Source organism: Clostridium sp. C8-1-8 (assembly GCF_009928445.1).
In the GTDB taxonomy this organism is placed as follows: domain Bacteria; phylum Bacillota; class Clostridia; order Clostridiales; family Clostridiaceae; genus Clostridium_AR.
On record NZ_JAABNO010000019.1, the window covers coordinates 67,454 to 79,282 of the forward strand.

The following is an 11,829-nucleotide window of genomic DNA, read 5'->3' on the forward strand; positions in this document are numbered from 1 at the left end:
TTCTATGCTTTACCTCCATGTTACTGTTTATTAGGGAGGTATTTTCATGATAGACAGACTTTTAGGTAAAAAGGTCATAGGCACTAAGCAATGTATCAAATCCATGAAAAGTGGAGAAGGAAAAACACTATATATAGCTAAAGATGCTGAACAAAAGTTAGTTAATCCTATAGTGGATTTGGCTAAAGAACATGGTGTTGAAGTGAAGTATATTAATACAATGAAGGAACTTGGTCGTATGTGCGGCATAGAAGTAGGTTCTGCTGCCACACTTATGCTAGAGTAACTAAGCGAACACCTAATTTTATATAGATAGTTCAAAAAACTTTCAGGAGGTGAAATGAATGCCAACTATAAGCCAATTAGTAAGAAAAGGCAGAAAGACACTAGCAACTAAATCAACTGCACCAGCACTTAAGGAAAGCCCTCAAAAAAGAGGAGTTTGTACTGTTGTTAAAACAATTACTCCAAAGAAGCCTAACTCAGCACTTAGAAAAATTGCCAGAGTTAGATTAACTAATGGATATGAAGTTACAGCTTACATCCCAGGTGTTGGCCACAACTTACAAGAGCACAGCGTTGTTCTTATAAGAGGTGGAAGAGTTAAGGATCTTCCTGGTGTTAGATACCACATAGTTAGAGGAGCATTAGACTCAGCTGGAGTAGCTAACAGAATGCAGTCAAGATCAAAATATGGTGCTAAGAGACCAAAGCAAAAGTAATTTTTGCTGACAGTGCTATGTCTTCAGCATTTACATAGATTTATATTAAGTTTATTTAGATAGCAGAAGTCAGAGCGCTTTACGGTATTAATTTACCGAGTACCGATGAACTTAAAACTAAATTGTTAAGGAGGGAAGAAAAGTGCCAAGAAAAGGACATATTGCGAAGAGAGATGTATTACCAGATCCAGTATACAACTCAAAAGTTGTAACAAAGTTAATAAACAATGTTATGGAAGATGGTAAAAAAGGAGTAGCGCAAAAAATATGCTACGATGCATTTGAAATTATGGCTCAAAGAACAGGTAAAGATGCTCTTGAAGTTTTTGAAACAGCTATGAACAACATCATGCCATTACTAGAAGTAAAGGCTAGAAGAATAGGTGGAGCAAACTACCAAGTTCCTATAGAAGTTAGACCTGAAAGAAGACAGACTCTAGCTCTTAGATGGTTACTTGCAGCTTCAAATAACAGAGGCGAAAAGTACATGAGAGAAAGATTAGCTAACGAGCTTTTAGACGCAGCTAATAATACTGGAGCAGCTGTTAAGAAGAGAGAAGATATGCATAGAATGGCTGAGGCTAATAAAGCATTCGCTCATTACAGATACTAATTTTGAAACTGTTTTGGCTTGTGCCAAAGCAGTTTTGTCGAATTTATATAATTATAAAGCGAGAGGAGGAAATGTTTCATGGCTAGAAAATATTCGTTAGAAAAGTTCCGTAACTTCGGAATAATGGCTCATATAGATGCTGGTAAGACAACAACTACTGAGCGTATATTATTCTATACAGGAAAAAGTCATAAAATAGGTGAAGTACATGAAGGTGCAGCAACAATGGACTGGATGGTTCAAGAACAAGAAAGAGGTATAACAATTACTTCTGCTGCAACAACATGTGTATGGAAAGAACATGAATTAAATATAATAGATACACCAGGACACGTAGATTTTACAATTGAAGTTGAAAGATCATTAAGAGTACTAGATGGTGCTGTTACTGTTCTTGATGCTAAATCAGGAGTTGAACCTCAAACTGAAACTGTATGGAGACAGGCAGATAAGTATGGTGTTCCAAGAATGATTTATGTAAACAAAATGGATGCTACTGGAGCAGATTTCTTCAGATGTATTACTACAGTTAGAGATAGATTAAAAGCTAATGCTATTCCAATACAAATACCAGTTGGATCAGAAGAAAACTTTAAAGGTATAATAGACCTTATAAAGAATAAAGCTGAAATCTACTATGATGATCTTGGAAAAGATGTTAGAGAAGAAGAAATACCAGCAGAATTAGCAGATCAAGCTGAAGAATATAGAGCAGCTATGGTTGAAGCTATTGCTGAAACTGATGAAGAATTAATGATGAAATATCTTGAAGGTGAAGAAATAACTGCTGAAGAGTTAAAGATAGCTTTAAGAAAAGCTACTATAGCTAATCAAATAGTACCATGTATATGTGGTTCTTCATATAAGAACAAAGGTGTTCAATTAATGATCGATGGTGTTGTTGATTATCTACCATCACCATTAGATATACCTCCAGTTCAAGGTACAAACTTAGAAGGTGAAGCTGATTCAAGAGAAGCATCAGATGATGTTCCAATGTCAGCGTTAGCATTCAAGATAGCTACTGACCCATTTGTTGGTAAGTTAGCATTTACAAGAATTTACTCAGGTGTTATGAAGAGTGGTACTTATGTACTTAACTCAACAAAGGGTAAGAAAGAAAGAATTGGTAGACTTGTTAAGATGCATGCTAATTCTAGAGAAGAAGTTGAAGAATTAGAAGCAGGAGAATTAGGAGCAGTTATCGGACTAAAGAACACTACTACTGGTGATACTTTATGTAGCGAAGACCAACCAATAGTTCTTGAGTCTATGGAATTCCCAGAACCAGTTATAAATGTTGCTATTGAGCCAAAGACAAAAGCTGGTCAAGAAAAGATGGGCTTAGCTCTTGCTAAACTTGCAGAAGAAGATCCATCATTCAAAACTTACACAAACCAAGAAACAGGTCAAACAATTATAGCTGGTATGGGTGAATTACACCTTGAAATTATAGTTGATAGACTTACAAGAGAATTCAAGGTTGAATGTAATGTAGGTGCTCCTCAAGTTGCTTATAAAGAAACAATTAGAGCTGCAGTTAAAGCAGAAGCTAAGTATGCTAAGCAATCAGGTGGTAAAGGACAATACGGTCACTGCGTAATTGAAATGGAACCAACTGAAGGAGAATACAAATTCGAGAACGCTGTAGTCGGAGGAGCTATTCCAAGAGAATACATTCCTGCAATCGACAACGGTATACAAGAAGCTTCTAAGAATGGTATTATAGCTGGATACCCAGTTATAAACTTCAAAGTAAAAGTTGTTCATGGATCATACCATGAAGTCGACTCATCTGAAATGGCATTTAAGATTGCTGGATCTATGGCATTTAAGAACGCTATGGCTAAAGCTAATCCAGTATTACTTGAGCCTATGATGAAGGTTGAAGTTACTATGCCAGAAGAGTACATGGGAGATGTTATGGGTGACCTTAACTCAAGAAGAGGTAGAATCGAAGGTATGGAAGCTCTAAATGGAGCTCAAGTTATCAGAGCATTCGTTCCGCTTTCAGAGATGTTTGGTTATGCTACAACATTAAGATCAAGAACTCAGGGTAGAGGCGTTTACACAATGGTATTCGACCACTATGAAGAAGTTCCAAAGAGTATTCAAGAACAAATAGCAGGTAAAAAAGCTTAATAGATAGCTTAATTATATAAAGTTATTTTAAGGAGGAATTCAAAAATGGCAAAGTCTAAATTTGAAAGAAATAAGCCACACGTAAATATCGGAACAATAGGACACGTAGACCACGGTAAGACAACATTAACAGCTGCAATCACAACAGTATTAGCAAACAAGGGATTTGCAGAAGCATTTAAGTATGACGAAATAGATAAGGCACCAGAAGAAAAGGAAAGAGGAATCACAATCAACACAGCACACGTTGAGTATCAAACAGAAAACAGACATTACGCTCACGTTGACTGTCCAGGACATGCTGACTATGTTAAGAACATGATAACAGGAGCAGCACAAATGGATGGAGCTATACTAGTAGTATCAGCTGCAGACGGCCCAATGCCACAAACAAGAGAACATATACTACTAGCATCAAGAGTTGGTGTTGACTATATAGTAGTATTCTTAAATAAAGCAGATATGGTTGATGACGAAGAATTATTAGAATTAGTTGAAATGGAAGTTAGAGAACTATTAAGCGAGTACAACTTCCCAGGAGATGACATTCCAGTAATAAAGGGATCAGCATTAAAAGCATTAGAAAACCCAACAGATGCAGATGCAACAGCATGCATAACTGAGTTAATGGATGCAGTAGATAGCTATATCCCAACACCAGAAAGAGCAACAGATAAGCCATTCTTAATGCCAATAGAAGATGTATTCACAATCACAGGTAGAGGAACAGTTGCAACAGGAAGAGTTGAAAAGGGAATACTACATGTAGGTGAAGAAGTTGAAATAATAGGTCTTTCAGAAGAAAGAAGAAAGACAGTAGTAACAGGAATAGAAATGTTCAGAAAGTTACTAGATGAAGCACAAGCAGGAGATAATATAGGAGCTCTATTAAGAGGTGTTCAAAGAACAGACATCGAAAGAGGTCAAGTATTAGCTAAGACAGGATCAGTAAATCCACATGACAAGTTCGTAGGTCAAGTATACGTACTTAAGAAAGAAGAAGGCGGAAGACATACACCATTCTTCGATGGATACAGACCACAATTCTACTTCAGAACAACAGACGTTACAGGTTCAATCAAGTTACCAGAAGGAATGGAAATGGTTATGCCTGGAGACCACATTGATATGAATGTTGAATTAATAACTCAAGTAGCGATGGATGAAGGATTAAGATTCGCTATAAGAGAAGGTGGAAGAACTGTAGGTTCAGGTGTTGTTACTAGCATTATTGCTAAATAATAATACTATAAATAAAGTTAGCTATAAAAGTTTATTATAAGTCTTATATTTTAGTACCGGTTGAACTTTCGGGAATTTATGCCTGAATTCGAATGATAAGATTAGTTTGCGCGAACTATGAAAGTTATTTGGAGTAAAGGAAATGTTCGAGTATATACTTAAACGTAGGTTGATAAGCGCAAAATCAACTTACAAGTTCAAAAAGGCCTTAAGATAGCGGGTAAAGAGACGTCTTTACCCGCTATTTTTTTCTTTTAAAACCTAGTATAAAACTTTTCTAATCAAACCAGGTTATTTAAAGGGATTGTAATAGCTGTTTAGGTAAAATAGTATAAAAGATATTTTATACGCCTATCAGAATTTTTCCCTGTGCGTTTAGGAAAGGAAGATGCTACAAGGCTAAATGTAAAATAAAGTCTCAAAGCCTTTTTTGTCTCTTATATTCTTTACATTAATAGAGTTGTTGATTTTATTTGTATAAGAAAGATTTATGTAGGGAATTAAAATTATATAAGGTTAACATATTAATTGGTTATTATATTTATTAGAAAAAGGTATGGGTGAAAAATGAAAAGTGCAAAAAGCTTATTGTTTATTTTCAAATTATAATTCAAATAAAAGATGGTAAATAATACTGAGTTAAGTAAACAATTTCATAAGTAGACTTTTCTTTTGGATGTATATATAATGGTTTTAATGCGAGAAAAGAATACAATAAGGTGTTGTATTTGTCTAATTAAAGCATGTGTTTTGAATTAATTGATGTAATGCATGGATTTAGATGTTATTTTATATGATTTTATATGATTGGTAATATGACTTTTAGTAAATAAATAGGTTTATAAGTGGTATAAATTAGTTTAATTAAGTGGAAGTAGATGGCATAAACATTATTCGCTAAAGATTAAGTAAAAACTTAAAAAAAGCTTGAAAATAGAATTTATTCATAGTATAATAAAGAAGTTGCAAAGCAAACAGTGATGAATCAAGAGGTTGCGGGACTTCCCGGTAATTCTTGATGAGTATGTCTGGATCTAGAATCCGACGACAGGGAATCTGTAGATTTATTACTAAAAGTACGAAACACCCGGTGCAGTTTACAGAAGTTCCGCTGTTGTGCGTAAGAAGTAATGCGTACATGAAAAGGAGGGAAAGCACATGTCAAAACAAAAAATAAGAATCAGATTAAAAGCGTTTGATCACACAATATTAGATCAATCAGCTGAAAAAATTGTTGAAACTGCTAAGGCTACTGGAGCGAAGGTTGCAGGACCAGTTCCACTACCAACTGAAAAAGACATTGTAACAGTTCTTAGAGCAGTTCACAAATATAAGGATTCAAGAGAGCAGTTCGAAATCAGAACTCACAAGAGATTAATCGATATAGTTAATCCATCACCTAAAACTGTTGATGCGTTAATGAGATTAAATCTTCCAGCAGGTGTAGATATCGAAATAAAGCTTTAATTTTAGATTATAAGTTTTTATGATTTTGAACTATTATGATTGCTTATAAGTAATCCGCTAATAAGTTTAGGAGGTGTAACCACATGAAAAAAGCAATATTAGGAAGAAAAATTGGGATGACTCAAATATTTGATCAAAATGGTAAGGTTGTTCCAGTAACTGTTGTTGAAGCAGGTCCATGTGTAGTTGTTCAAAAGAAAACTGTTGAAAAAGATGGTTATGAAGCTATACAGGTTGGATTTGGTGATGTAAGAGAAAAGTTGGTTAACAAACCAGCTAAGGGACACTTTGCAAAGGCTGGTGTAGCATTAAAGAGACGTCTTAAAGAGTTCAGACTTGAAGATGTTGCTGCATATGAAGTAGGTCAAGAAATAAAAGCTGACTTATTCCAAGCTGGAGAAAAAGTAGATGTTTCTGGTACATCAAAAGGTAAGGGATTCCAAGGAACTATAAAGAGATGGAATGGTCACAGAGGACCAATGACTCACGGTTCTAAGTTCCATAGATCTGTAGGTTCAATGGGAGCTTCTTCAGATCCATCAAGAACATTCAAAAACAAGAAAATGCCTGGACATATGGGTGCTGAAAAGACAACTGTTCTTAATTTAGAAGTTGTTAAAGTAATGCCTGAAAAGAATCTTATACTAATAAAGGGTGGTATCCCAGGTCCAAATAAAGGGACTGTAGTTATAAGAAATACAGTTAAGGCTTAATTTTCTGTAGAAAGGAGGAATAATGATGCCTGTAGTAGGATTATTTAATAAAGAAGGACAAAAAGTTGGAGATTTCCAATTAAACGAGAATGTGTTCGGAGTTGAAATAAATGAACATGCAATGCATCAAGTAGTTGTAGCATTACTTGCGAATAAAAGACAAGGAACTCAATCAGCTAAAACAAGAGCTGAAGTTTCAGGTGGTGGAATAAAGCCATGGAGACAAAAGGGAACTGGTAGAGCAAGACAAGGTTCAACTAGATCACCACAATGGGCTCACGGTGGTATTGTATTTGCACCAAAGCCAAGAAGTTATAGAGTATCTATACCAAAGACTATGAGAAGAGTTGCTATGAAATCTGCACTAAGCAGCAAAGTAGTTGATAACAGCTTATTAGTTCTTGAAGGATTAGATTTCGAAACTCCAAAGACAAAGCAAGTTATTAGTCTTTTAAATGCATTAGAAGCTAAGAAGACATTAATAGTAACTGCAGAATCAAATGAGAATGTATATAAATCAGCAAGAAATATTCCTGGAGTAGCAGTAGTTCCAGTAAACAATATAAATGTTTATGATTTATTAAAATATGATAAGCTAGTGATCACAAAAGATGCAGTAGCTAAGATTGAGGAGGTGTACGCATAATGAATTTAAATAGCCATGATATAATAAGAAAGCCAGTTATAACTGAAAAGAGTATGGCAATAATGGCAGAAAAGAAATACACCTTCATAGTTCATAAATCAGCAAACAAAGTTCAAATAAAGAAAGCTGTAGAAGAAGTTTTCGGCGTTAAAGTTGAAGATGTTAAGACTATGAGAGTTGAAGGAAAAACAAAGAGAGTTGGCGTTCACATCGGAAAGAGAGCTGACTTCAAGAAAGCTGTAGTTAAATTATCAGCTGACAGTAAGAATATTGAATTCTTTGAAGGAATGCAATAATAATTAAAGCAGTTATTGGTCGAATGGCCAGATAAGCGTAAGAAGGAGGGAATTTAAATGGCAGTTAAGAAGTTTAACCCTACCACACCATCTAGAAGAAATATGACTATGTCAACTTTCGAAGAAATAACTACTGATGTACCAGAGAAATCACTTCTTGTATCATTAAGTAGCACTGGTGGTAGAAATGCACAGGGTAAGATAACTGTTAGACACCACGGTGGTGGAGCTAAGAGAAAATATAGAATTATAGATTTTAAGAGAAACAAAGATGGAGTTACAGCAAAGGTTGCTACTATAGAATACGATCCTAATAGATCTGCTTATATAGCACTTGTTGTATATGCTGATGGTGAGAAGAGATACATACTTGCTCCAGTAGGATTAAAGGTTGGAGATGTAGTAGTATCAGGACCAGAATCAGATATAAAACCAGGAAACGCTCTTCCTTTGAAGAATATTCCAGTTGGTACTTTTGTTCATAATATTGAACTACAAGCTGGTAAAGGTGGCCAAATGGTTAGATCAGCTGGTACAGCTGCTCAGTTAATGGCTAAAGAAGGAGCGTATGCTACTTTAAGATTACCTTCAGGTGAAATGAGATATGTTAGAGTTGAATGCAGAGCTACTATAGGTACTGTATCAAACTTAACTCATGAAATCATTAAGCTAGGTAAAGCTGGTAGAAAGAGACATATGGGTTGGAGACCAACTGTAAGAGGATCTGTCATGAACCCAGTAGACCATCCACACGGTGGTGGTGAAGGTAAGTCACCAGTAGGTAGACCATCTCCATTAACACCTTGGGGTAAACCAGCTCTTGGATACAAGACAAGAAAGCATAAAAAATACTCAGATAGATTCATCATTAAGAGAAGAAACAACAAGTAGTATGAAGAGAGTGTTAAATTCTCTTCATAGATTACTAACTTATTCAGAAAGTGAAGGGAGGATATTCTAGTGAGTAGATCAACTAAAAAGGGACCTTTCGTGCATGCTGGTCTTATGAAGAAAATAGAAGAAATGAATCAAGCTGGTGACAAGAAAGTTGTAAAGACTTGGTCAAGAAGCTCAACTATATTCCCACAAATGATTGGACACACAATTGCTGTTCATGATGGAAGAAAGCATGTTCCAGTTTATGTATCAGAAGATATGGTTGGACATAAATTAGGTGAATTTGCATTAACAAGAACTTTCAAAGGTCATGTTGATACAGAAAAGACTTCAAAGAGAAAGTAATAGCCTGGAAAGGAGGAACTTAAATGGAAGCTAAAGCCATTGCTAAGTATGTAAGAATGTCTCCTTTAAAAGTAGGAGTAGTTCTTGATTTAATAAGAGGAAAAAATGTTAATGAAGCTTTTGCTATATTACAATACACTCCAAAAGATGCTGCTGAGGTAATATCTAAGGTACTTAAATCAGCTGTAGCTAACGCTGAAAACAATCATAGTTTAGATGTTAGCAGATTATTTGTAGCACAAGCACATGTAGGTCAAGGACCAACATTAAAGAGATTCAGACCTCATGCTCAAGGTAGAGCGTTCAGAATAAACAAGAGAACAAGTCATATAACACTTGTTGTTAAAGAAAGAGCTTAATAGAAGGAGGGAAACAGATGGGTCAAAAAGTACATCCTCATGGGTTAAGAGTTGGCGTAATTAAAGATTGGAATGCTAAATGGTATGCTGATAAGAAAAATTTCGCTGATAATCTAGTTGAAGATCATCAAATAAGAGAATTCGTGAAGAAAGAACTATTCTCAGCAGGAATTTCTAAAATAGAAATTGAAAGAGCTGCAAAGAGAGTTAAATTAAATATACACACTGCTAAACCAGGTGTTATTATTGGTAGAGGCGGATCAGGTATAGAAAGCCTTAAAGGTAAACTTGAAAAGTTTATAAAAGAAAAGAATGTACTTATAAACATAGTAGAAGTTAAGAATGCTGAAGCAAATGCTCAGTTAATGGCTGAAAACATAGCTTCACAATTAGAAAAGAGAATTTCTTTCAGAAGAGCAATGAAGCAAACAATACAAAGAGCTATGAGAACTGGAGTTAAGGGTGTTAAAACTGCTTGTGCTGGTAGACTTGGTGGAGCTGAAATTGCAAGAACTGAATTTTACCATGAAGGTACAATTCCACTTCAAACTTTAAGAGCAGATATAGATTATGGATTTGCTGAGGCAGATACAACTTACGGTAAAATTGGAGTAAAAGTTTGGGTTTACAATGGAGAAGTTCTTCCAACTAAAAAAGTAGAGAAAGAACAAGTAAACGCATAGTAAGAAAGGAGGAATAACATCATGTTAATGCCTAAAAGAGTAAAGCATCGTAAGGTACAACGTGGTAGAATGACAGGTAAAGCTACAAGAGGTAATTTCCTTGCGTACGGAGACTTTGGAATTCAAGCTACAACTTGTGGATGGATAACAAGCAATCAAATAGAAGCTGCGAGAATAGCTATAAACAGATATATCAGAAGAGGCGGTAAGCTTTGGATAAAGATATTTCCTGATAAGCCAGTTACTGAGAAACCTGCTGAAACAAGAATGGGATCTGGTAAAGGTTCACCAGAGTATTGGGTAGCAGTAGTTAAACCAGGTAGAGTTCTATTCGAATTATCAGGAGTTCAAGAAGAAGTAGCTAGAGAAGCTATGAGACTTGCATCACACAAACTTCCTGTAAAGACTAAGTTCGTTACAAGAAGAGATTTTGAGGAAATGGGTGGTGAAGAATAATGAAAGCTACAGAATTAAAAGAATTAAGATCAAGCAATCCTCAAGATTTAAAGGTTAAATTAAACGACCTTAAAGCTGAATTATTCAATTTAAGATTCCAATTAGCAACTGGCCAATTGGAAAATCCAATGAGAATAAAAGAAGTTAAGAAATCAATAGCTCAAATTAAAACAATAATAAGAGAAGAAGAATTGAAGGCATTCCAACAATAGTCTGAAAGGAGGTTTGTCCTGTGGAAAGAGGATTAAGAAAAAAGAGAATAGGAAGAGTTGTTTCAGATAAAATGGATAAGACTATAGTAGTTGCAATAGAAACTAAGGTAAGACATCCATTGTATGGAAAGACAGTAAACAGAACTACTAAGTTTAAAGCTCATGATGAAAATAATGAAGCAAAAATAAATGATAGAGTATTAATAATGGAAACAAGACCATTATCAAAGGATAAGAGATGGAGACTTGTTGAAATACTTGAAAGAGCTAAGTAATTTAGCGTAAGTTTCGAAAGGAGGGTAATTCTATGATACAACAACAAACCTTACTTAAAGTCGCAGATAATTCTGGAGCAAAGGAAATAATGTGTATCAGAGTTTTAGGCGGTTCAAAAAGAAAGTATGGTAATATCGGAGATATCATCGTTGCTAGCGTTAAAAGTGCAACACCAGGCGGAGTTGTTAAAAAAGGTGATGTTGTAAAAGCGGTTATCGTTAGATCAGTAAGAGGATTAAGAAGAGCAGATGGTTCATACATCAAATTTGATGAGAATGCTGCAGTTATAATAAAGGAAGATAAGCAACCAAGAGGAACTCGTATCTTCGGACCAGTTGCTAGGGAGCTAAGAGATAAAGAATTCAATAAAATATTATCATTAGCACCTGAAGTTCTATAATAGATTAGGAGGTGGCTAAGATGAAGGTACATGTTAGAAAAAACGACTCTGTAGTTGTAATTTCAGGTAAAGACGCTGGTAAAATCGGTGAAGTTTTAAGCGTATCACCAAAGACAGGAAAAGTACTTGTTAAGGGTGTTAACATAGTTAAAAAACATGAAAAGCCAAGCAGACAAAACATGCAAGGCGGAATAATAGAGACTGAAGCACCAATATATAGTTCAAAGGTTATGCTATATTGCGAAAAATGCAAGAGTGCAACTAGAATAAGCCATAAGGTTTTAGAAGACGGAACTAAAGTTAGAGTGTGTAAGAAGTGTGGAGAAACATTCTAGGATCTGAAAGGAGGTACAAAAAATT

Annotated in this window: 18 protein-coding genes; all 18 read left to right on the plus strand. The window is 35.2% G+C overall.

Annotated elements, in window-relative coordinates; genetic code table 11:
* The first annotated feature begins 46 nt into the window (after positions 1–46).
* The 18 genes from GXK57_RS17710 (at position 47) to rplX (ending at position 11,804) form a co-directional block, all read left to right on the plus strand.
* A complete protein-coding gene (locus tag GXK57_RS17710) occupies positions 47–286 on the plus strand; it encodes a ribosomal L7Ae/L30e/S12e/Gadd45 family protein (protein WP_128211268.1) in 240 nt (79 codons plus the stop codon).
* 58 nt (positions 287–344) lie between these two features.
* A complete protein-coding gene (gene rpsL, locus GXK57_RS17715) occupies positions 345–722 on the plus strand; it encodes a 30S ribosomal protein S12 (protein WP_160678890.1) in 378 nt (125 codons plus the stop codon).
* Positions 723–864: 142 nt separating this feature from the next.
* Complete coding sequence (gene rpsG / locus GXK57_RS17720; RefSeq protein ID WP_128211270.1) at positions 865–1,335, plus strand: 30S ribosomal protein S7; 471 nt, start codon at positions 865–867, stop codon at positions 1,333–1,335.
* 78 nt (positions 1,336–1,413) lie between these two features.
* Positions 1,414–3,477: an elongation factor G gene (gene fusA / locus GXK57_RS17725; RefSeq protein WP_160678892.1), complete on the plus strand. Its 2,064-nt coding sequence runs from the start codon at positions 1,414–1,416 to the stop codon at positions 3,475–3,477.
* Positions 3,478–3,522: 45 nt separating this feature from the next.
* A complete protein-coding gene (gene tuf, locus GXK57_RS17730) occupies positions 3,523–4,719 on the plus strand; it encodes an elongation factor Tu (RefSeq protein WP_128211256.1) in 1,197 nt (398 codons plus the stop codon).
* A 1,158-nt stretch (positions 4,720–5,877) separates the two neighbouring features.
* On the plus strand, positions 5,878–6,186 hold the full coding sequence (gene rpsJ / locus GXK57_RS17735; RefSeq protein WP_128211272.1) for a 30S ribosomal protein S10: 309 nt from the start codon (positions 5,878–5,880) through the stop codon (positions 6,184–6,186).
* 83 nt (positions 6,187–6,269) lie between these two features.
* On the plus strand, positions 6,270–6,899 hold the full coding sequence (gene rplC / locus GXK57_RS17740) for a 50S ribosomal protein L3 (protein ID WP_128211273.1): 630 nt from the start codon (positions 6,270–6,272) through the stop codon (positions 6,897–6,899).
* A 25-nt stretch (positions 6,900–6,924) separates the two neighbouring features.
* Complete coding sequence (gene rplD, locus GXK57_RS17745) at positions 6,925–7,545, plus strand: 50S ribosomal protein L4 (protein WP_128215906.1); 621 nt, start codon at positions 6,925–6,927, stop codon at positions 7,543–7,545.
* A complete protein-coding gene (rplW, locus tag GXK57_RS17750; RefSeq protein ID WP_128211274.1) occupies positions 7,545–7,841 on the plus strand; it encodes a 50S ribosomal protein L23 in 297 nt (98 codons plus the stop codon). Before rplD ends, rplW begins: the two co-directional genes overlap by 1 nt.
* Before the next feature lie 57 nt (positions 7,842–7,898).
* Positions 7,899–8,732 carry a 50S ribosomal protein L2 gene (rplB, locus tag GXK57_RS17755; protein WP_160678894.1) on the plus strand — a complete coding sequence of 278 codons (834 nt, stop codon included), beginning with the start codon at positions 7,899–7,901 and terminating at the stop codon, positions 8,730–8,732.
* A 69-nt stretch (positions 8,733–8,801) separates the two neighbouring features.
* Positions 8,802–9,083: a 30S ribosomal protein S19 gene (rpsS, locus tag GXK57_RS17760; RefSeq protein WP_128211276.1), complete on the plus strand. Its 282-nt coding sequence runs from the start codon at positions 8,802–8,804 to the stop codon at positions 9,081–9,083.
* Positions 9,084–9,106: 23 nt separating this feature from the next.
* Entirely contained in the window at positions 9,107–9,442 is a 336-nt protein-coding gene (gene rplV, locus GXK57_RS17765) for a 50S ribosomal protein L22 (protein WP_128211277.1), read from the plus strand.
* A 17-nt stretch (positions 9,443–9,459) separates the two neighbouring features.
* Positions 9,460–10,125 carry a 30S ribosomal protein S3 gene (gene rpsC, locus GXK57_RS17770; RefSeq protein WP_160678896.1) on the plus strand — a complete coding sequence of 222 codons (666 nt, stop codon included), beginning with the start codon at positions 9,460–9,462 and terminating at the stop codon, positions 10,123–10,125.
* Between the two features lie 21 nt (positions 10,126–10,146).
* Entirely contained in the window at positions 10,147–10,581 is a 435-nt protein-coding gene (gene rplP / locus GXK57_RS17775; RefSeq protein WP_128211279.1) for a 50S ribosomal protein L16, read from the plus strand.
* Positions 10,581–10,793 carry a 50S ribosomal protein L29 gene (rpmC, locus tag GXK57_RS17780; protein ID WP_128211280.1) on the plus strand — a complete coding sequence of 71 codons (213 nt, stop codon included), beginning with the start codon at positions 10,581–10,583 and terminating at the stop codon, positions 10,791–10,793. The genes rplP and rpmC overlap by 1 nt, the downstream gene beginning before the upstream one ends.
* Positions 10,794–10,813: 20 nt before the next feature.
* Positions 10,814–11,068 carry a 30S ribosomal protein S17 gene (gene rpsQ, locus GXK57_RS17785; RefSeq protein ID WP_160678898.1) on the plus strand — a complete coding sequence of 85 codons (255 nt, stop codon included), beginning with the start codon at positions 10,814–10,816 and terminating at the stop codon, positions 11,066–11,068.
* Positions 11,069–11,100: 32 nt separating this feature from the next.
* The gene (gene rplN / locus GXK57_RS17790) at positions 11,101–11,469 is read left to right on the plus strand and encodes a 50S ribosomal protein L14 (protein ID WP_128211282.1); all 369 of its coding nucleotides are present in this window, start codon (positions 11,101–11,103) and stop codon (positions 11,467–11,469) included.
* Positions 11,470–11,489: 20 nt separating this feature from the next.
* Positions 11,490–11,804, plus strand: a complete 315-nt coding sequence (rplX, locus tag GXK57_RS17795) for a 50S ribosomal protein L24 (RefSeq protein ID WP_128211283.1) — start codon at positions 11,490–11,492, stop codon at positions 11,802–11,804.
* Positions 11,805–11,829: the final 25 nt, after the last annotated feature.